Raw genomic sequence first — 21,433 nt, 5'->3', positions numbered from 1 at the left:
GTTTCAGGATCTTTAGTTTGTATTTTTCAAATATTTGTAAATCTATTTCAATTTTTATGAATTCGATTCCATATCTTTTTTATGCTCAGCTTTTTGCAGGTTTTTGATTTCAGTTTGTTTTTCTAAGGCAATTTGCTCTTGTTTCTTTTTGTTAGCTTTATAATAAGCAGCTCTGCTTAATGGCTCGTATTCTTGGGTTTCACCTAGCATTACCAACTTGTCATTTTGAGCTTTTCTAAAACTATAATGTGCTAAATTCCCTGTATGTGTGCAAACGGCATGTACTTTTGTTACATATTCTGCGGTTGCCATTAGTGCAGGCATGGGGCCAAAAGGATTTCCTTTAAAATCCATATCTAGTCCGGCTACAATGACACGAACGCCTCTATTTGCCAAATCGTTGCAAACCGCCACAATTTCATCATCAAAAAACTGCGCTTCATCAATACCCACTACATCTACATTACTTGCCAGTAGTCTAATATTTGAAGAAACAGGCACAGGAGTTGAACGAATTCTAGAATCGTTGTGAGAAACTACTTCTTCATTATCATAACGTGTATCTATAGCGGGTTTAAAAATCTCTACGGTTTGTTTTGCAAATTGTGCACGTTTTAAACGTCTGATTAATTCTTCAGTTTTTCCAGAAAACATAGAACCACAAATTACTTCTATCCATCCAAATTGTTCTGTATGATTTACTGTATTTTCAAGAAACATTTTGTAATTTTAAGCATTATAATTTTTGTAATTTTGTTTACGTTGATTGTCAACAAATTTATACATATTTAGGCTTAAAAAATAATTTATTCTGAACTTGATTCAGAACACGAACAAACAATTTATGTACAAGAAAATAGAAGGCGATTTAATAAGTTTAGCACACAGTATTTTACAGATGAAAAACAAAGAGAATGTGTTTTTGTTAAAAGAAAAATCGAAAGAAATTTATGAAAAACTTTCTGTTTTGGCATTTGTAGAGGAATATGTCAATTCAACTCCTAATTTAAAAGAAACTAAATCAGAATTATTAGAAATAGTTGAAGAAGCCTACGTTAAAAAAGAGGAGCATCTTGCAGAAAAAGAAATTATTGAGGAAGAAAATAGAGCAGAAGAAAAAGTAATTTCTACTACAATTGATACACCAAAAATAGTTGAAAAAGAAATTGAGATTTTGCCAGTTGCAGAAGAAGAAAGTCCTAAAGTTGAAGAAGTTATAGAACAGCCATTTGCAGAATTAGAAGAAATCATGTTTTCTGAAAAAGAGATTTCTAAGGATGTCGAGGTCGAAACAAATTCCATGGAATTAAGTGACGTAGTTAAAGTTGAAGAACGTAAAACAATGTCTTTAGAAGAAGAATTACAAGATACATTTTCTGTGGATTTAATGGCAGATTTATTTGAAAAGGCAAAACCGAAATCATTAAATGATAAATTGTCTGGTCATATTCAAATAGGTTTAAATGACAGAATTGTCTTTGTAAAAAATCTATTTGAAGGTAGTCAGGAAGATTTTAACAGGGTAATTTCTCAATTAAACACTTTAAAATCAGATCAAGAGGCTAAAGACTTTATTGATAAAATGGTAAAACCAGATTATAATTGGTCTAATCATGAGGAATTGGAAATTCGTTTTCTAGAAATTATTGAACGTAAATTCGCTTAAAAGGTTTCGAATTTTTGAGTTTAACGGATAAAATTTAAAAATCAACTTTAAAAATCTAAATTTTAATTCTTGAAACCAGTTTTAATCCATACACATTTTCACAAACGCAAAACTGGCGTTACTAGAAGTGTAGAAAATGTGCTTCCTTTTTTTGTTGATAATTTTGAAACTTACGTCTATGGTTCTAATATTGACGGACCACAAATTAGCACATCAAAATTAAAAACCATTTTATTTTCGGATCAAAAAACAGTTGTGCACTGTCATAGAAATAATGAAATTATCAGAATGTTGTGGTTTCGTTTTTTAGGAGCAAAATTTACATTAATTGCAACCAGGCATGCAGAAACGGTTCCTTCCGGCTTAACTAAATTTCTTTTAAAGAAAGCGGACAAAGTAATTACGCTCATTAAAAGTATGAGCAATAATTTAGGGATTGAAAATACTGTTGTAGGTCACGGAGTAAAAGTAAGTGAATTTTTACCAAAAAATAAGGGTATTCTAAAGGACGTTCAGCAAAAAAATATCATTCTAAATGTAGGTAGAGTAAGAAAGGCGAAAGGGCAACTTGTTTTGCTAGAAGCTGCAAAAGTTTTAAAAGAACACAAAAATTGGGCGCTAGTGATTGTGGGAAAAGTAGATAAACCAGTTTTTTTAGAAGAATTAAAATTGATAGCAAAGAAGCATCAAATAGAAAATCAAGTCTATTTTATCAATGAAACAAGAGATATCATTTCATATTATCAGGCGGCAAAAATTGTAGTGGCTCCAAGTTTTTCTGAAGGATTTTCTCTCGTAACCGCAGAAGCAATGTCTTGCGAATGTTCAGTAATTGCTACTAAAAATGTGGGTGTGCATTCTGAATTAATTTCTGATACAAAAAATGGTTATTTATTTGAAGCCGGAAATAGTGCTGAATTAGAGTCTCTGTTGTCAAAACAATTAAAAGGCGAAATTCCGTTTTTAGGAAAACAAGCCAGAAAAGAAATCATTAAAAACTGGAGTGCCAGCAAAGAAGCGGAAGGTTTAATGAATATTTATAAGCAATAACTGTAGTTTTAGTTGTTAAGGATCTCCCTGAAAAATTTTTAAATTAAAAAGTAGTCTTCATATAATTTCTTTAAAAAGGATAGATCACTCAAAAGATATTTCCTACAAATTAGCCATTGTAACAAATTCTATACTTGGTCGTCTTAAATTAAAACAGACAATCATGAAACAATTAACAACCATTTTATTTGCGCTTTTTATGACTACTATTTCAGCGCAAAAAGTAGCTTTCGAAAAATTTTATACAAGCAATAAAGAGAAATCAACTTTTTCAATCAATTTATCAGCCTCTTTAGCGGGTTCATTTTTAGATGATGAAGAGGATAGCGATTTAATGAACATCATAAAAAAATCGAGTGATTTTAAGTTGATGATTTTTGATAATGAAGATGGTGTAATTGCGAGTGATTTTAAAAAATTTAGAAGAAATAATCAATTAAAAACCTTAGCGAGAGTAAAGGATAAAGGCAGTAAAGCTGAATTATTTTTTGTAGAAAAGAATAACTTTATCAGAGAAATTATTATCCGAGCAAACAGCGAGAATGATAACTTTGTGCTGTTTGGCTTAGAAACCAAAATTACCAAAGATGAATTAGCAGCAATGATTTCTTCTTCAGATATAAAAATTTCAACAGACTAAAATGAAGAATTAAAAGAGAAGATTTTAACCAATCTTCTCTTTTAATTCTTGCACAACTTTTTTGCTATTACCAATAAATATTTCACCCTCTACAACAAAAACCGGACGTTTTAAAAAAGTATATTCCTCTAAAAGATAGTTTTTAAAATCCGTTTCTGTCAAGTTTTTATCCTTTAAACCTAGAGATTTGTACAATCTTGCACGTTTATTAAATAAGCCTTCATAACTTTTAGAAAGTGCATACATTTCATCTAATTGAGATGCTGTAACAGGGTTTTCTTTGATGTTTTGAAGCTCAAAACCAGTTGTATTTACTTCCTTTAAAATTCTTTTGCAAGTATCACAAGTTTTTAAAAAATAGACTTTCTTCATTTTTATGGATTATATTTACAGAATCAAAATTACAGATAAAAAATGAACATACAATTTGATATTTTAAGAAAATCGAGAGCACTGCTGTTAAAAGAATTAGAAGGATTAACATTAGAACAGTTGCACAAAATCCCAGATGGATTCAAAAATAATATTGCTTGGAATGTAGCGCATTTAGTCGTTACACAACAATTGTTGCACTATAAATTAGCGGGTTTAGATTGCTTATGTCCAGACGATTTAATCGAAGCACATAAAAAAGGAACTGCTCCTACAAAAGTTTTTACAGAAGAAGAATTTGAGGAAGTTATAGACTTATTAATCGGTCTACCCGATACTCTAGAAGAAGATTTTAATGCAGGTATTTTTAAGAGTTATAATGAATATGCAACGAGTACAGGCATTGTTTTAAATTCTATGGAAATTGCCATTCCGTTTAATAATTTTCATGAAGGTATTCATTACGGAATTATACGATCTATTAAAAAGTTTTTGTAGTAGTAATATGCCATTTCTGCATAAAAATGACCGCAATAAAACGCCCTTTTTTCCTTTCTATTTCAACATTAAAAAGAAATCTTAGCGAATGCTTTGTTTTATTTTTCTATTTCCTATCATTGTTGTCCGATAAAAGATAAAAAGACCGCTTTCGCTGTTAGAATCAAGAACAAAGACTTGAATGTAACTAACTGAAAAACAAAATTCTTACGATTTTAAATTTTTCATACATCTTAAATTCTAAAGCGGTTTTAATAGCAAGGTGTACTACTTTAAAAACTCTTGAAAATCAAGACTGTCAATACTTTAAAACACTTTAGCTAATTTTAATCGGACAACACTAATTTCCTATAATGAAAAAAATCATCATTTTATTTTATAGTAATTTCAAAACAGAGTTGGTATTAGGAGCTATTTCCAGCTTTCCGTTCTAGCTTTTAGGAAATACAAAAAATAATTGTAATAACATCAAAAAAGGTGAAAATGAAGTTTAATACCAAAACAATTCACGGAGGTCAAAAACCAGAAGAAGCAACAGGAGCGGTTATGCCTCCTGTTTTTTTAACATCCACGTTTGCACAATCTAGTCCCGGAAAACATAAAGGATATGCCTATGCAAGAGGAACTAACCCAACAAGAACTGCCTTAGAAAACAGTTTGGCATCCATAGAAAATGGTACGCATGGTTTTGCGTTTTCATCCGGAATGGCGGCCATAGACTGTGTTTTAAGATTGTTAAAACCCGGTGATGAAATCATTGCTGGAAACGATTTATATGGCGGAACCTACAGAATGTTTACGCAACTATTCCAAAAATACGGATTGGAATTTACCTATGTAGATACCGATGAAATAGTGAATATTACCAATGCAATTACAGAAAAAACAAAATTAGTTTGGCTCGAAACACCAACCAATCCGTTGATGAAAATTGCAGATATAGCAGCTATTTCGGTGGCTGTAAAAGATATAAATTCAGCCATATTAATAGCGGTAGATAATACGTTTGCAACACCCTATTTGCAGCAACCTTTAACTTTAGGAGCAGATATTGTGATGCATTCTGCAACAAAATATTTAGGAGGTCATTCAGATTTAATCATGGGAGCTTTAATGGTAAAAGAGGAAACGTTGGCAAAAGAAATCCATTTTATTCAGTTTGCAGCGGGAGCGATTGCAGCACCCATGGATTCTTTTTTGGCATTAAGAGGTATAAAAACGTTACACATTAGAATGCAGCGTCATTGTGAAAACGGTCGTGCAGTAGCGAGTTTTTTAGAGAACCACGCTAAGGTAGGGCAGGTTTACTTTCCGGGTTTAGAAAATCATCGAGGTCATAAAATTGCCAAAAAGCAAATGAAAGATTTTGGAGGCATGGTTTCTTTTAAGTTAAAGGATGAAAGTATAGAGGCAACTTTTAAATTCTTAGAAAACACAAAACTGTTTACGTTGGCAGAATCTTTAGGTGGGGTGGAGAGCTTGGTAAATCATCCTGCAACTATGTCTCACGGATCGATTCCAGAGAAAGAACGCTTAAAAATAGGAATTACGAATTCACTAGTGAGGTTAAGTGTTGGTATTGAAGATATCGAAGATTTATTGGCAGATTTAGAACAAGCTTTAAATGCATAAAGTCATGAGAGTATCATTAAGAATGCACAAGTATGCGAATGAATTTTGTTTTTAAATTGTGAATTTATTCAATTTTAAAAATCTCTTCTAAAAAGAAATTAGCTCTTAAATCGTAATTATTAATCGCTTCGTTATAGATAATTTTTTCTGCAAGCCGTTTCTTTAAGTAGTTTCCAGTATCCCATTTATTATTCTTATTGGTATCAATAATAGCTCTTATGGTATATTTTTGGGGCTCTAATAAATCGAAAACTAATTTTGTAGAGGTCGCTGTAAATTGACGCTCTACAAGTTGATCTTGATCTTTTCCAGATAAGATTTCAATGATTAAATTTTGAGAATTTATGTTCTCTATATTGAGGGTTATCCTGCCATAATCATCAATCTTTTTTGTGTCTAGCTTATACGTTAAAGTATCATTTTTTACGTCATAAATATCTGTGAATGAATTCGGTAAAAATTTTAAATTGTATTTCTGTTCAGGGTCTTTTTTAAAAATAAAACCTATTTTATTTTCTTTTTTAGAAGAAAGTATCTTGTAATTAACAGCAATAGTATCTTTGTCAAAGAAACTAATTTTACTAGTATCTATTTTTATAATAGGAGTATTACTTGTTAAAAAGAAAGTGTCTCTAAAATGAAAAGTCCCTTTTACAGTAGCGTTCATTACTAAAGAATCTATCTTTTCCTTGCGTAACCTTACCGTTAAAGTATCTATAATTTGTTTGTTTTCAACGGTAAAATTTAAGGAGTCTGCTTCAAAGGGTGTAAACCAATAGTTTAAAGTGTCTTTGTCAACCTCAAATTTCGAAATGCTTTTAAAATCATCAGGCACGTCAGAAAGCATATTTATTTTCATGTCTTTTCCATCACCTTCAAAGCCAAATTCTATTTTTCCTCTAAAAACCTCTTTGCCTCTTCTAAATTCATAAGGTTGTTCTTCTTTAAATAGGATGATAGGTTGGGCAATTATGCTGTCTCTTGGTAATTGAATGGTATCTGAAACAAAACCAATTTTATCGTTTTTAGGATCAAAAATATAATCGTTTATAGACTCGTTTAAAGCAATCATTAAATAGTTACCTTTTCTTAAATTTGTAAATTTAAAAATTGTGGTATCTAAGGTACTTGTAATATAATTTGGTTTCTTATTGTATACAATTGAGTCATTAAAAGTACTATCTATTCTGTACAATAAAATATTATTTCTTTTTGGAGTTTCAAGAAGTTTAGCATCTTTAATAGAACCAGAAGTTGTTAAAGAATCGATATAAGTACCAGTAGAAAAAATATATTTAAAATTCTCAAGTTTGTTACTTTCATTATTATCTTCAACTGCGTTTCCAAAATTGAAAATATAGGTAGTGTTCAGAAACAACGTGTCTAAAATTTCTATGGTAATTTGCTTACTTGCAGTTCCTTGAGGTGTTATTAAAGGAGGGTATTTTAAGGGCGGAGAAACCACGAGCTGCTTATTAAGATCTTTTAATTTTATAAATTCATCAAAAAATAGTTTAATTTCTTTTTTATTAAAGTTGATGCTTTCGTAAGGCGGATTTGCAGTAACAAATACAGGTGCGTCTTCATCTTTCGGGCCACCTTCTGGTCTGCCAGTTCTAGCGCAATTAGAAATAAAAACGAGTAGGATAATAAAAAAGAAAAATCTGTAAAAGGTTTTCACAAAAAATAAATTTGATACAAATTAACAATTAATTTTTGAATTTAAAATCATAAAATTCATTCTGTATAGGCCATTGTTAGAATACTTATTTTACAATTTTTAGATCTCTCAAATTCTTTGGCACAAGCCTCTAAAGTTGCTCCAGTAGTAATTACATCGTCAATTAACAAAACATGTTTATCGTTAAAAAAAGAAGGGTTTTGTAATAAAAATTTAGTTTCTAAATTTTTAAAACGTTCAAAACGAGCTTTAAAAGTTTGAGTTTTAGTAGCGGAGATCCTAATTAAATTATTTTCTTTAAACGGAATTTTAAGATGATGACATAGGCGTTCCCCGAATTTTGTTACCTGATTATAGCCTCTTTTTCTCAGTTTCTTTGGATGCAAGGGCACAGGAATTATAAAATCTACAGTATTAAATTCTTGATTTTCTTTTAAAATTTCACCAATCCAATTCCCAAAAAAAAGACCAACTTCTTCATTGCCTTTGTATTTTAAGTCATGAATTAATCTTTGTGTACTTCCTTTTTTTCTGTAATAAAGTAAAGAAAACGCTTTTTCCAATAAAACACTGCCATAAAAAGTTTGGGTAACTTTATTATTTTTAAAATCAATAAAATTAGTCATCGGTAAGTCATGTCTACAAAACGTACAAATCACGGTTTCATTTGTAACTAAGTGCTCATTACAAATTGTACATAAATTTGGATAAAAAAGATCGAATATATCTTTTAAAAGTATCATCTTTACAAAACTTTTTTTAGAAAGATACTTAATAAATAAGAGAAATCAATTGTATAGTAGAATAAAATTTTTTCAAGAAGCTGTAAAAAATATCAAAACATTAGGAACGGTTGCACCCAGTTCTCGTTTTTTATCCAAAAGGATGATAAAAGAAATTGATTTTACGAAAGCACAAGTTTTAGTAGAATTAGGTCCAGGAAATGGAGCAATTACCAAATACATTTTAAATAATTTGGCACCAAATGCCATCTTAATTTGTTTTGAAATTAATGATAATTTTTACTGCCAATTAAAAGAATTAAGGCATCCGCAGCTAGTTGTTTTAAAAGTATCGGCAGAAAAAATTCTTTACGAGTTAAAAAAACTAAAAATTGATAAAGTAAATTATATTATTTCTAGTTTGCCTTTAACCATTATTCCCGAGGAAGTTTCCGATGAAATTTTAGAAAAATCTTTTCAAGCTTTACATCCAAACGGAATCTATATTCAATACCAATATAGTTTAAGTTATTTTAAAAAATTAAAAGAAGTATTTAAAGAGTCTATTTCACTGGGTTTCGAGCCTTTAAATATTCCTCCAGCTTTTATTTATCGATGTAAAAAAGTCGAGTAATTTTTGCTTGAAAAAATGTAGCAAACCTTTATATTTGCCGTAATTATGGCAAAACAAGAAGATCAATTTAAAAAAGTTTTATCGCACGCAAAAGAGTACGGTTATGTATTTCAATCCTCTGAAATTTATGACGGTTTAAGCGCTGTGTATGACTATGCTCAAAACGGAGTTGAGCTCAAGAAAAATATTAGAGATTATTGGTGGAAAGCAATGGTGCAAATGCACGAAAACATTGTAGGTATCGACGCCGCTATTTTAATGCACCCAACTACCTGGAAAGCTTCTGGGCATGTAGATGCATTTAACGATCCTTTAATTGATAATAAAGATTCTAAAAAAAGATACCGGGCAGATGTGTTGGTAGAGGATTTTAGAGAAAAAATTCTAGATAAAGTTAAGAAAGATATCGCGAAAGCACAAAAACGTTTTGGTGCGTCTTTTGATGAAAATGAGTTTGTAAAAACAAATCTAAATGTGTTGCGTCGTCAAAAACAAATGGATGAAATTACGGCGGAATTATCTAGAGTTCAAGAAGAAAATGACTTAGAAGGTTTTAAACAATTGATTATTGATTTAGGGATTGTTTGCCCAGTTTCTGGTTCTAAAAATTGGACAGAAGTAAAACAATTTAACCTGATGTTTGGAACGCAAATTGGTGCATCCGCAGAAAATTCTACACAAGTTTATTTGCGCCCAGAAACGGCACAGGGAATTTTTGTAAACTTTTTGAATGTGCAAAAAACGGGTAGAATGAAAATTCCTTTCGGAATTGCGCAAACAGGAAAAGCTTTTAGAAACGAAATTGTGGCAAGACAATTTATTTTTAGAATGCGCGAGTTTGAGCAAATGGAAATGCAATTTTTTGTAAAACCAGGAACGCAAAAAGAATGGTATGAACAATGGAAAGAAAACCGCTTAAAATGGCATTTAAGTTTAGGTTTAGGGGCAGAAAATTACCGTTTTCATGACCATGATAAACTAGCACACTATGCAGATGCTGCAGCAGATATAGAATTTAATTTTCCATTCGGATTTAAGGAATTAGAAGGAATTCATTCTAGAACCGATTTCGATTTAAAAGCACACGAAGCATATTCTGGTAAAAAATTACAATATTTTGATCATGAAGAAAATAAAAGTTATGTGCCTTATGTGGTAGAAACTTCTATTGGTTTAGATCGAATGTTTTTGGCAGTATTTTCTAATTCTTTACAAGAAGAAGAATTAGAAAACGGAACCACAAGAACAGTTTTAAAATTACCCGCAGTTTTAGCTCCTTTTAAAGCAGCTATTTTTCCTTTGGTGAAAAAAGACGGTTTGCCAGAAGTTGCGCGTAAAATTATGGATGATTTAAAATGGGATTTTAATGTTTTTTACGATGAAAAAGATGCTGTTGGTAAACGTTATAGAAGACAAGATGCGGCAGGAACTCCTTTTTGTATTACGGTAGATCATGATTCTTTAACAGACAATTCTGTTACCATAAGACATAGAGATACCATGGAGCAAAAACGTGTTGCTATTGAAGATTTAAAAGATATTATCAAGGCAGAAGTTGCTGTAAAAACTTGGTTGCAGAAAATGTAGCAACTTGGTTTTTTAAAACAATAAATCCTCATCAAATTGATGAGGACTTTTTGTTTATTTTTTATCCTTAATAGCACAAGTACTGATTCCGAATGGTGCGTAAAGAGGGCAGAAACTTATAAAGCTTGTTGCTACAAATATGCCAGCTACAACTAAAAGAATAATGCCTAAAGTACCAACTATTACATTTGTATAAAATAGAATGCCAATGACAACAGCGATAAGAATTCTTACAACCTTATCGATAGAACCCATGTTTTTTTTCATAATCCTACAATTTAAAATTTGAATGAATAAAGTTAATAAAAAAACCTAAAGGATTAACTTTTAGGTTTTTTATTTTATATTGTAAATTTTATTAAAGTCTCCAGCCAATATTTAAACCGATTCTAGGAACTATTACGGGCGATTCAGAACCAAATAAATTACGGCCAATGCCCGCATAAGCGTCAATAACTAAGCCACTTGTAGCTAAATATTTTGTACCTATAGCAATTCCTAAAGCGCCATCGGTATACTTAACATCGTACTCTCCAGAATTTTTTACTGTTTCTTTTTTACCAGAATTGATGCCTATAAAACCTTCTCCAAAGAAATTCCATTGCTTATCTGTAGAAAAATAATGACGATAATATGGCGTAATCATCATGTTTTCATTGTATCGAAAATCAACATCTTGCGCTTCCAAATTAAACAATGCAGAAATACCTACAGAAGAATCATCTGTCACGTAATTTTCATAAGACAACTCTAAACTTTTAATTGCTATGGCATCAACAATATCTAACTTTATTTCTTTTTGAGAAAAAGTATAAGTACTTAGAAATAATGTAAATAGTACAATAATCTTTTTCATATATTTTGTTTTTTACAACAACGCTTTCATGTAACTATTGGTATTACATGAAAGCGCTAAATTTTAGTTTTCTGATTTAAAACCGATATCCAAGTGAAATTCCGCCTCTTGTAATAATATCATTACCCAAATCTATAGAATCATCAACGCTATTATTATTAAATAAATTTCTTCCAACACCGGCATAAACTTCGGCTGTAAAACCAGATTTTATAATAAATTTACCACCCACCGAAATACCTAAGGCAAAACTTGTTTCCTGTTCAGTTTGTTTTGGACTTCCCCAAAAGTACTCCTGATCTTCATAGGTGTTCAGCATGCCAAATCCTTCTACAAAAAAACCTCTAGCAAATCTGCTATCTGTAAAAAACCATCTGTAATAAGGTGTTATTGAGAATTTTTTTGGATAATATAAATCATTATCGATACTATTAAAATTATAAAAAACACCAACACCAAAGGATGAGTCTTTATTTAAAAGACGTTCATAAGAAATATCTAACGAAGAAAAAACAATTAAACTAAAAGCATTTAATTTTAATTCATGTTTTTTATTGATGTCTTGAGGCAATTTTTCTTGCGCTTTTACTGAAAGAGAAAACATAATAATCAATAGTAATAAAGAAAATCTTTTCATCTGTATATTTTAGAGTAACAAACATAATAAATTTTTGGGTTTCGAAAATTTATTATCAATCATTTAATAGCATAAAAATACCTTTGGTAAGAATTTTTTTATTTTTTATATCCTCGCTATTTAAAACTTCCAAATAGTTTTCGTCTCGCACACCAATATCCAGTTTTATTTTATCAAATATATACTTGTCATCTTTTTCTTGGTTTAAAGCTAAAACAAAATAATTATTTTCATTTTCTTTGATGGCACTTTTTGGTATTGCTACTATTTTTCTAGAATCTGTAAAGATGTCTGCCTCAATATACATGCCTGTAATAAAAGGGATTTCTTCATTTTCTATATGTCCATGTACTTTTACCATTCTGTTTTCATCAATAGAAGTTCCTACTAAATGAACTTTGGCTAGGTAACTATTATCTGAAGATTCTGGAACTCTAAATACTATTTTTTGATCTTTTTTGACCTTTAAAATATCCTTCTCAAAAACATTCAACTCTAGATGAATGTGATCTGTATTAACAATTTCTAACAATTCGCTCGCAGAAGACACAAAAGTACCATTACTTACATTTACGCTGGTGATATAACCATTAATGGGCGCATATAAATTGATGGTTGTAGTGATTTCTCCTTTTTCAACAGCATTCGGATTGATGTTCATCATTTGTAATTTTTTGCGCAGACCGTTATAGGTTGCCAAATTACTTTTGTAAGTACTTTCTGCTTTTAAGAAGTTTTTTTGTGAGGTAATTTTTTCAGCAAACAATGTTTTTTGTCTTTCATATTCACTTTTTAGAAATTGAAGCTGCGCCGTAATTTCTAAATATTGCTGTTGTATGGTCACAAACTCGGTATTTTGCAAACTAGCTACGAGTTGTCCTTTTTGAACTTGATCACCAATTAAAAGCGGAATTTTAGTAACATAACCACCTACAAAAGTACTTACGCTAGCGCTATTTTCTGGCGGAACATCAAGCATTCCATTGGCTTTTACAATAGTGTTAAAATTTTGCTCTGACAATGCCCCTAATTGCATGTTTTCGCTTTCAAATTGTTGTTTTGTAATTTCTATAAGGTTGCTATTTACTGCACTTAGTTCGATGGTTTCGGTGTTTTTTTCTTGATTTCCACATGCTAAAAAAGCAAAAGAAAATAAAATGATATATATGTTTTTCATCTTTAAAAAGTATTTAAAATAAGGTGATTAATGTTGATAATAGTTTGGTTATAGGCATTTAAATTGTCTAAATAAGATAACTCAATATCTTTGGCAGTCTCCAAACTTTGTATGTACTGAAAAAAATCGATTTCACCTTCTTGAAAGGTTCTATTTGCGGTTTTAATAATTTCGTTTTTTAGATTTTTTCCTTCCGTATCATAGTAATTGATCGCTTCTTTATATTGATTTAAAGTTGCTAAAAGTTCATTGTGTTTTGCATTTAATAGTACCCTGTAATCTTGCTGTTGTTCTATGACAATGTTTTGAGCTATTTTCGAAGCCTTTATTTTCGAAGCATTCCCAGAAAATAGCAACGGAATTTTTAAACCTACTTGATACCCAATAATATTTCGATTCAATTGGCTATTGGTTCCTTGAAAATATTCTACACTAATATCTGGCAACAAACTTTGCTTCTCTCTTGTATATAATGTATGCTGATAGTTTTTAGCATCTTCAAAATATTGGAGACCAACATTATTATTCATCGAAATATCTTTAATTTCTAATTTTTGAAGCGGTTGATCTATAATTTCTAAACCATCTTGTTGTACAACCGCGTTAAGTTGCTCTTTAGAAATAGAAACCTCTTGTAAAGCTTGTTTATATAACGTTTCTAAATGCTTTTGTTTAGATCTGGCGGTAATCATTTCTAGGTAATTGGTTTCCCCTAACTCAAATCTACGGGTTGCTTTTTTAGCAAAATCTTTATATAAGCTGTCTAAAAAACGATAGGTTGCTGCCTTGTTTTTAGTATAACTCAATTGATAATATTTGGCATAAACTGTTTTTTGAAGTTGCTGAAATTGCATCTTATAATTGGTTTGCGCTAAATTTAGTTTTGCTTTATTTATCTTTTTATCAGCCAAATAAACGGTTGGAAATTTAAAATCTTGGGCAATTCCAAACACCTTTATAGGGAGGTTGTTGGTGGCTAGATTATTTTCATCATAGCTATAATAAATAGATGTTTTATTAAAATTGAAGGCATTGCCAATCATGGCATTGCTTTCATCTACCTTTAAACTAGAAGCTTTTAAACCTGCATTATTTTCGATGGCCAGAGCCAACGTTTCTTCTAAGGTTAATTTTGATTGCGCTTGGGTATGTGCCATAAAAAACAAACCTATGATTGTTACGAGTGCAGTTTTATTCATTTTGATTTCTTTTTTTTCTTCAAACCAGGCATATAAAACAGGTAATACAATGAGCGTTAAAATGGTGGCAGTAACTAAACCACCAACAACCACAGTAGCTAATGGTCGTTGTACTTCTGCTCCTGCATTTGTGGAGAGCGCCATTGGAATAAATCCTAAAGCGGCGGCGGCTGCCGTTAAGAGCACAGGACGTAATCTTTCTGATGTTCCTCGTTTGATGCGTTCTTCAATGTCATTTACCCCATCTTCTTTAAGTTCTTTAAAATGCTCAATAAGTACAATACCATTTAAAACAGCGATACCAAACAGCGCAATAAAACCAACGCCTGCAGAGATGCTAAAAGGTAAGTCTCGCAACCAAAGCAATAAAACTCCGCCTACTGCAGAAAGCGGAATTGCAGAATAAACTAATAAAGCTTCTTTAACCGAACCAAATGCAAAATATAATAATAGAAAAATTAAGGTTAAAGCTATCGGAACGGCAACCATTAAACGTGCTTTGGCACTTTGTAGATTTTCAAATTGTCCGCCGTATGTTATTTTGTAACCTACTGGCAATTTCAATTGATCATCAATAATTGTTCTAATGTCATCTACAACCGATTGTAAATCTCGGTTTCTTACATTAATACCAATTACAATTCTGCGCTGAGTATCATCCCTAGAAATTTTTGCAGGACCTGTTGTGTATTTAATTTCTGCCAATTCATCAAGCGGAACTTTAGTTCCGTTTGGAGTATCGATATACAAATGTTCTAGGCTTTCTAGATTTTTTCTATTTTTTTTATCCAAACGGATCACTAAATCGAAACGTTTTTCACCTTCAAACACATTACCAACAGTTCCTCCTGCAAATCCCATGGTAATCATCTGATTAATGTCAGCAATATTTAATCCATAACGGGCAATTTTAGCTCTGTCATAATGAACACTCATTTGTGGTAAACCTTCTACTTTTTCTATAATGATATCAGAGGCACCATCTACATTTTTAATGAGTTCTTTTACTTCATTTGCTTTATTTGCGAGCATCGATAAATCATCTCCGAAAATTTTAATAGCAATGTCTGCTCTTACACCAGTAATCAATTCATTAAAACGCATTTCTATAGGTTGTGTAAACTCTACTTCCATACCCGGAATAATAGACAACGCTTCTTTAAATTTATCTGCTAGTTCGTCTTTGCTTTTAGCAGAAACCCATTCATCTTTTGGTTTTAATTTGATGATAACATCACTTTCTTCCATAGACATTGGGTCTGTAGGAACTTCGGCTGCTCCAATTCTACTAACCACTTGATCTACTTCAGGAAATTTTTCGAGTAATATTTGCTCAATTTTTGTCGTAATTTCTATCGTTTTTCCTAATGAAGTTCCTGTTTTTAATACAGGTTGAATTACAAAATCTCCTTCATCTAACGTAGGAACAAATTCGCCTCCCATGGTGCTAAATAAAAATACACTGCTCGCTAACAGCAATCCGGCTAAACTAATTACGATTTTTTTATGTCCTAATGCCCAATGTATAGAAGGGCCATACCAAGAGTTTAAAACCTTCATAATTCTAACCGAAACGTTTTTTGCACTTTGTTTTTGAGGTTTTAAAAAGAGCGATGATACCACAGGAACGTATGTTAAACATAGTAACATGGCACCAATTAAGGCAAAACTAAATGTGAGTGCCATTGGTCTAAACATTTTACCCTCCACACCACTTAAAGATAAAATCGGAATGAAAACGATTAAAATGATTAATTGTCCAAAAATGGCGGAATTCATCATTTTTGAAGCACTTTTTAAGGTAATTGCATCAATTTCTTCTTGTTTTGCCTCAGTGCCAAGAGATTTTATTTTTTCGCTTTCGCTGATAATTTTAAAGGCAATAAATTCAACAATAATCACAGCGCCATCAATGATAATTCCAAAATCTATGGCCCCCAAACTCATTAAGTTTGCATCGACCCCAAAGACGTTCATTAAGGATATAGCAAACAGTAAACTTAACGGAATTACAGAAGCTACAACCAAACCAGAACGCAAATTACCCAGTAATAATACGACCACAAAAATCACAATTAAAGAACCTAAAATTAAATTTTCTGAAACTGTAAAAGTTGTTTTTCCGATCAGTTCGCTACGCTCTAAAAATCCGTTTATATAGACACCTTCTGGCAAACTACTTTCTATTTCTAGAACGCGTTCTTTTACGGCATCAATAATGGCTTTAGAGTTTCCGTCTTTCAACATCATAATTTGACCAAGAACTTTTTCTCCTTGTCCATTTCCTGTAATGGCACCAAAACGGGTAGCACTCCCAAAACCAATTTTGGCAACGTCTTTAACGTAAATAGGTGTGCCTTCATTTTTAACGACAATATTTCCGATATCTTCTAGGTTTTTTACCAAACCTTCGCCCCGAATGAAAAAGGTTTCATTCCCTTTTTCAATATAACCACCACCTGCAACACTGTTGTTTTTTTCTAAAGCATCATAGATTTCTATCACCGAAATTTGCATGGCATTTAGTTTGTTTGGGTTGATGGCAACTTCATATTGTTTTAAAAAGCCACCCCAAGTATTTACTTCAACCACCCCAGGAATACCTGAAAGTTGACGTTTTACAATCCAATCTTGAATGGTGCGTAAATCGGTGGTAGAATATCGATCTTCATACCCTGGTTTTACATCTAAAATATATTGATAAATTTCACCCAAACCTGTGGTAATCGGTCCCATTGTAGGTGTTCCAAAGCCAGCTGGAATTTTTTCTGATGCCGACTTAATTTTTTCAGCAATTAATTGTCTAGGTAAGTAGGTGCCCATAGCGTCTTCGAAAACGATGGTGACTACCGATAAACCAAATTTGGACACCGATCTAATTTCATCTACCCCTGGTAAATTTGCCATTTCTAACTCTACAGGATACGTGATGAATTGCTCAACATCTTGCGTAGACAGATTGCGAGAGGTGGTAATAACTTGCACTTGGTTATTGGTAATGTCTGGCACAGCACCAATAGGTATTTGGGTTAAAGAAAAAATACCAAACCCAACAATAAATGTTGTAAAGAGGAAAATAAGCAGCTTATTTTTTAAGCTGAACTTTATAATGTTTTCTAACATAATTTATAAAAATTTTGATAATTAAATAAATTCCTATTTTAAAAAAATAGGATACAAAAATCTAAAATAAATTTATGAGTACTTGGGCGGTTGAAAAACAGAGGGTTTCTCAAAGAAGGAAAAAGAATCTTTATAAAAATAATTTTGTTGAGTTTGAACGATAACGCTTTTTTTCAATTCAAAAATTTGCGCGTTTAAAGTAAAAACAGAAGGCAAATGGGTATGTGTTAAACCGTCTTTCTTAAAAGGTAAGTTTTTGTGTTCTTTGTGCTGATCTGATGCATGTTCACTACTTCCGTAATGCTCAGTTAAAAAATCAATAAAAGAATCTCCGTATTTTTCTTGATGAAATTGGGCATGCTCTAGCAATACATTGATTTTAGAAATATCTTCTAAACCAATATCTAAACTCTGTAAAAGAATTAAGCTTGATAAAAATATTGCAAAAGTTTTTAACATAATAAGACAAAGGAAAGATTTTTTTTTAACTAAAGTTGTAATAATTGTTACAAACATTAAACTTTAACAAATTAAAAAGTTGCTCTTAACTGCACACTACCCGTATGAATGGCTTTAGAATTTTCACTTTTTCTACCTAAATAATTGAGATTTATGTTTAAAAATGAGTTTAATTTTCGGTTAAATAATAAACTCCATGTATAATTTTTACCAGCTTGCAAGCCTTCTAACATTTGATAGGCTACGGGCGAATTAGCATCTCCAGAAAAATCATTTAAAAAAATATTGAGGTTTGCCGAAACTTGATTTTTCTTTTTTCCTATAAAAAAATATTCAATTCCAAATTGCTGCTGTTGTAATTGTTCTAAATTCTGAAGCTGATTTTTTTTGTCTTTAAAGTGATAAAAAGCAGAGAATCGATTATTTTCATTGTATAAAAAATTAATTTTTGGATTTATTTCATAGGCCTGTATTTTAAAGTTTCTATCGGTGAAGTTTTCTGTTTCAAGAACGTTTAAAGAATTTTTTCCCATAAAGTTTAGCAACCAAAAATCTGCAAATTTATGTTCATAATCTAATCGCTGTAAAATGATGTTGTTTTCTTGATTTCCAATAAAATATTGCTGTTTTAGTTTTGAGTTTCCATAGGTAAAAGTCATGCTGTTTTTTTGTAAATCTTTGTTGAAATACAAACTATTTCTAATGTTTAAATTTAGGCGTACTAAAGAATTTTCATTAAAATCAAACGGGTTTAATTGAAATGAATTTTCAGTTCTTTCTTGTTCATTTTCTACGGATAAAAAACTCTGATTATAAAAGTGAGAAATTACTTTTTTAAAGCCTGTTTTTGTTGCCCAATTTCTAGGGTTTATGGTTAAGGTTTGATTCCATTTTGCGCGCTGTGTAGCAATAAAACGTACGTTAGGTTTTGGCAACCGTAAATAATTTGCTTGATCTTGAAATAAGGCAATTTCAAATTCATTAAAATCTTTAATGCCATCAGCATTGTAATCAATCCAGGTATAAAAGCCCAAACCAGGTTCGGTTTGCACATAAATAAAATCTTGTCGCGCAACATTGCCCGATGAGGTTTCATAAACAGTACTTAAATTGATAAAGTTGTTTAATAGTTTCTGGTTAAAAACAAGTCTTGAGTTTAATGCTTTTTCATTCTCCGTAAAACTGTTTTTGGTTATTCTATAATTGGCATATACACTTAAATTGGTCTTTTTATTTTTGATGAGTTTGCTGTTGATGTAGAAAGTTTTTCTTTGATTAATTTCTGTAAATTGGTTCGATTTTATACTGTCATTATCTCTATAATTAAAACCAATTTTAGCAAATACTTTAACGGAATCTCCAAGTCCAAGATATCCTTCATATTCTTTAAAACGATGACTTGTATGGATGAAATCTTGCGTTTCAATATTTTTTCTGCTATTGGTTTCAAAGTTCATCAATGCGCCAAACCAAGTGGTATTCAAAGAGTGTTCAGCTTTTGCTTTTGCTACCAAAAACGAATTATCTTCTAAAGTTGAGGTATTTGCCAAGAAACTTGCATCGGCAAAAAAAGTTGTTTTTTCGAAGTTCATTCTCGATTGAAACTCGTGTTTAATTCCGTTAAAAGTATCCGTATAATTCAAGTTGTTAAACCGATACGAAATAAAATCGTTCTTTTTGTTTTTTAGTAACAGTTTAGACTGAAAATAATTTTTAGTGGCATTATTCGTTAAAAGATTCCAATCTCTATTAAATTCAACAGATTCCCAACGCTGAATACTTCTAAAATTTTTGTGGGCATATTCATGATTGATATTGGCTGATAATTGCCATCTTTTATCCATTAAAACCTGTTGCCAACCTATTTTTGCAGCAAGTGCTTTATTTTGATGATCATCAATCGTAGAAAATAAATTGGCATCGTTATTACTCAAGGCAATTTCAGTTTCTACATTGGTTTTTTGGGTAGGCTGGTAGCCTGATTTTATAACAAAAAACTGCGATTTTGTCGGAGCTACTAAACGAATAATAGGATCATAATTCCCTTGATTATTTCCAACGAATTTAAAAATACTACCGATAGCTATGGTGTTTTCTAGAATATAAGCACCCTGATTAAGACCCACATTAGAAAAATTAACACTGTATAATTCATCATTTGGATTGGTAGAGTATTCAAAATATGTTTCATTGACCGAACTGATTTTCTGATACAAAACTTTATTTTCGTTAAAAGCATCTATAAAAGCACTTTCAGCAATCATAGCATCCGTATTGTTGCCCGCATTTGCTAAAATCTGTTTTTGCTCCTCGGTTAAACTTTGTTGTAAAGGTTGGTTTTTGGCATCATTTTCAGCATAAAAATAGCCCGAAATCTGAAACTTATCACTTTCATAGGTTGCTTTTTCATAGGTAATAAAACGCGTATAATTCCGATCTGAATATTGGAATTCTACTGTAATTCTCATATCATTCGTAATCGGAAAAGTAGTGGTAAACGTCAGTTCGGCTAAATTATAATTTACGGTATAATCATTATTTTCTCCCTGTTTTAGTAGCACCCCATTCACAAAAACTTGCTCGCTACCTTCAATAATTAAGATAGCCGCTTCATTGTTGGCTCCAAAAAGTTTATAAGGTCCTTGGTTTCCTTCGGTACCAATAAACCTAAAGTTGTTAAATTTACCCCGAACTACAGCTCCAGAAGCAGCTACCTTTATCTTTTCGGTAAGATTGGCTTCAACTTCTAACCCTGCAATTTGTTTGGTAAAAGGTAAAAAGAAACTGGTGTTGTTTTTTAAAGAAATATCACCTGCTTTAACGCGCCATTCATCGCTAAACATTTCAATAAAAATTCGATCAAAATCGGTTAAATTTTGAGAATATCCATTATCTTGAATGGGAATATTGGTGTCAAAAATATTAGCCCTTAAGGTTACATCTTTTGATAGTTTCCCCGAAATTTCTAAATCTAAAGCCGAGTTGGTTACGGCATTTTGGTTATTACCAGTAGTAATGCCTCTGCTAATAAAACCCCTAGTTTGTAAACCATCAAAAAGTTGTATTTCAGAAGTTTTTTTGTTGGTGGTTAAACTGTATAAAGTTCCGTTGTTCGGAGTGTTTTGTAGAATTAAGTTTTCATCAAACGGACGATATACTTTTGTAATAAATTCAGGAATTCTAAAATATTCTACGGTAATTTTTGGATATTTTTTTGAGTTGATGATTAAAAGCGCTTCACTGAAATTAACACGATATTCGGATGCTAAAATCCTCTTTTTCTGGGCGTTTAAAACTTTAAATCTTTGGGGATTGATCGGAACAGAATCTAATTGAATGGTATCTGTTTTTACTTCAATAATTTTCTTTCTAAAATCTGAAGATATTTTTTGTGCTTGGAGAGAAAATCCAACAAAAAAAAGAACAAAAAGAAAATATTTTTGAAGCATATAAAACGATACAGTACTAACGTAAAAATATGTTTTTTATGATTTAATAAC

General features: G+C 31.3%; 18 protein-coding genes. 7 read left to right on the top strand and 11 right to left on the bottom strand.

What is annotated here, in order from left to right; all coding sequences use genetic code 11:
* Positions 1 to 54: 54 nt before the first annotated feature.
* Positions 55 to 720: a thymidine kinase gene (locus K8354_RS13710; protein ID WP_223441137.1), complete on the bottom strand. Its 666-nt coding sequence runs from the start codon at positions 718 to 720 to the stop codon at positions 55 to 57.
* 124 nt (positions 721 to 844) lie between these two features.
* On the opposite strand from K8354_RS13710, the gene K8354_RS13705 reads away from it, so the two are divergent.
* The 3 genes from K8354_RS13705 (at position 845) to K8354_RS13695 (ending at position 3,356) form a co-directional block, all read left to right on the top strand.
* Positions 845 to 1,666 carry a DUF8457 domain-containing protein gene (locus K8354_RS13705; RefSeq protein WP_223441135.1) on the top strand — a complete coding sequence of 274 codons (822 nt, stop codon included), beginning with the start codon at positions 845 to 847 and terminating at the stop codon, positions 1,664 to 1,666.
* A 69-nt stretch (positions 1,667 to 1,735) separates the two neighbouring features.
* Complete coding sequence (locus K8354_RS13700) at positions 1,736 to 2,716, top strand: glycosyltransferase family 4 protein (RefSeq protein WP_223441134.1); 981 nt, start codon at positions 1,736 to 1,738, stop codon at positions 2,714 to 2,716.
* Between the two features lie 163 nt (positions 2,717 to 2,879).
* Positions 2,880 to 3,356 (top strand): DUF4252 domain-containing protein, encoded by a 477-nt coding sequence (locus K8354_RS13695; RefSeq protein WP_223441132.1) that lies wholly within the window; start codon positions 2,880 to 2,882, stop codon positions 3,354 to 3,356.
* 24 nt (positions 3,357 to 3,380) lie between these two features.
* Here K8354_RS13695 and K8354_RS13690 read toward each other — a convergent pair whose 3' ends face one another.
* Positions 3,381 to 3,728: an arsenate reductase family protein gene (locus tag K8354_RS13690; protein ID WP_223441130.1), complete on the bottom strand. Its 348-nt coding sequence runs from the start codon at positions 3,726 to 3,728 to the stop codon at positions 3,381 to 3,383.
* A gap of 42 nt (positions 3,729 to 3,770) precedes the next feature.
* Here K8354_RS13690 and K8354_RS13685 point away from each other — a divergent pair, with 42 nt between their 5' ends.
* A complete protein-coding gene (locus K8354_RS13685; protein WP_223441128.1) occupies positions 3,771 to 4,226 on the top strand; it encodes a DinB family protein in 456 nt (151 codons plus the stop codon).
* A gap of 483 nt (positions 4,227 to 4,709) precedes the next feature.
* On the top strand, positions 4,710 to 5,858 hold the full coding sequence (locus K8354_RS13680) for a cystathionine gamma-synthase (protein ID WP_223441125.1): 1,149 nt from the start codon (positions 4,710 to 4,712) through the stop codon (positions 5,856 to 5,858).
* 64 nt (positions 5,859 to 5,922) lie between these two features.
* Here the strand turns inward: K8354_RS13680 and K8354_RS13675 are convergent, their stop codons facing one another.
* Both K8354_RS13675 and K8354_RS13670 read right to left on the bottom strand, forming a co-directional pair.
* Positions 5,923 to 7,539 (bottom strand): Ig-like domain-containing domain, encoded by a 1,617-nt coding sequence (locus K8354_RS13675; RefSeq protein ID WP_223441108.1) that lies wholly within the window; start codon positions 7,537 to 7,539, stop codon positions 5,923 to 5,925.
* A 56-nt stretch (positions 7,540 to 7,595) separates the two neighbouring features.
* Entirely contained in the window at positions 7,596 to 8,165 is a 570-nt protein-coding gene (locus K8354_RS13670; RefSeq protein ID WP_223441105.1) for a ComF family protein, read from the bottom strand.
* A gap of 259 nt (positions 8,166 to 8,424) precedes the next feature.
* On the opposite strand from K8354_RS13670, the gene K8354_RS13665 reads away from it, so the two are divergent.
* Entirely contained in the window at positions 8,425 to 8,895 is a 471-nt protein-coding gene (locus K8354_RS13665; protein ID WP_254713024.1) for a class I SAM-dependent methyltransferase, read from the top strand.
* Between the two features lie 45 nt (positions 8,896 to 8,940).
* Positions 8,941 to 10,482, top strand: coding sequence for a glycine--tRNA ligase (locus K8354_RS13660; protein ID WP_223441084.1), 1,542 nt, complete (start codon positions 8,941 to 8,943; stop codon positions 10,480 to 10,482).
* A 54-nt stretch (positions 10,483 to 10,536) separates the two neighbouring features.
* On the opposite strand, the gene K8354_RS13655 is transcribed toward K8354_RS13660, so the two are convergent.
* The 7 genes from K8354_RS13655 to K8354_RS13625 all read right to left on the bottom strand — a co-directional run bounded on the left by K8354_RS13655 (position 10,537) and on the right by K8354_RS13625 (position 21,382).
* Positions 10,537 to 10,749 (bottom strand): YgaP family membrane protein, encoded by a 213-nt coding sequence (locus K8354_RS13655; protein WP_223441076.1) that lies wholly within the window; start codon positions 10,747 to 10,749, stop codon positions 10,537 to 10,539.
* A gap of 91 nt (positions 10,750 to 10,840) precedes the next feature.
* Positions 10,841 to 11,338 carry a DUF3575 domain-containing protein gene (locus tag K8354_RS13650; protein WP_223441074.1) on the bottom strand — a complete coding sequence of 166 codons (498 nt, stop codon included), beginning with the start codon at positions 11,336 to 11,338 and terminating at the stop codon, positions 10,841 to 10,843.
* 76 nt (positions 11,339 to 11,414) lie between these two features.
* Positions 11,415 to 11,975 (bottom strand): DUF3575 domain-containing protein, encoded by a 561-nt coding sequence (locus K8354_RS13645; RefSeq protein WP_223441072.1) that lies wholly within the window; start codon positions 11,973 to 11,975, stop codon positions 11,415 to 11,417.
* Positions 11,976 to 12,030: 55 nt separating this feature from the next.
* On the bottom strand, positions 12,031 to 13,152 hold the full coding sequence (locus tag K8354_RS13640; protein ID WP_223441056.1) for an efflux RND transporter periplasmic adaptor subunit: 1,122 nt from the start codon (positions 13,150 to 13,152) through the stop codon (positions 12,031 to 12,033).
* 2 nt (positions 13,153 to 13,154) lie between these two features.
* Positions 13,155 to 17,474 carry a CusA/CzcA family heavy metal efflux RND transporter gene (locus K8354_RS13635; protein ID WP_223441053.1) on the bottom strand — a complete coding sequence of 1,440 codons (4,320 nt, stop codon included), beginning with the start codon at positions 17,472 to 17,474 and terminating at the stop codon, positions 13,155 to 13,157.
* A 72-nt stretch (positions 17,475 to 17,546) separates the two neighbouring features.
* On the bottom strand, positions 17,547 to 17,933 hold the full coding sequence (locus K8354_RS13630) for a hypothetical protein (RefSeq protein ID WP_223441050.1): 387 nt from the start codon (positions 17,931 to 17,933) through the stop codon (positions 17,547 to 17,549).
* Positions 17,934 to 18,004: 71 nt separating this feature from the next.
* Complete coding sequence (locus K8354_RS13625) at positions 18,005 to 21,382, bottom strand: DUF8818 domain-containing protein (protein WP_223441048.1); 3,378 nt, start codon at positions 21,380 to 21,382, stop codon at positions 18,005 to 18,007.
* Positions 21,383 to 21,433 lie beyond the last annotated feature (51 nt).

Source organism: Polaribacter litorisediminis, from assembly GCF_019968605.1.
Taxonomy (GTDB): domain Bacteria; phylum Bacteroidota; class Bacteroidia; order Flavobacteriales; family Flavobacteriaceae; genus Polaribacter; species Polaribacter litorisediminis.
The sequence above is the reverse complement of the archived record's forward strand: the minus strand, read 5'-3'. Positions and strand labels throughout refer to the sequence as shown.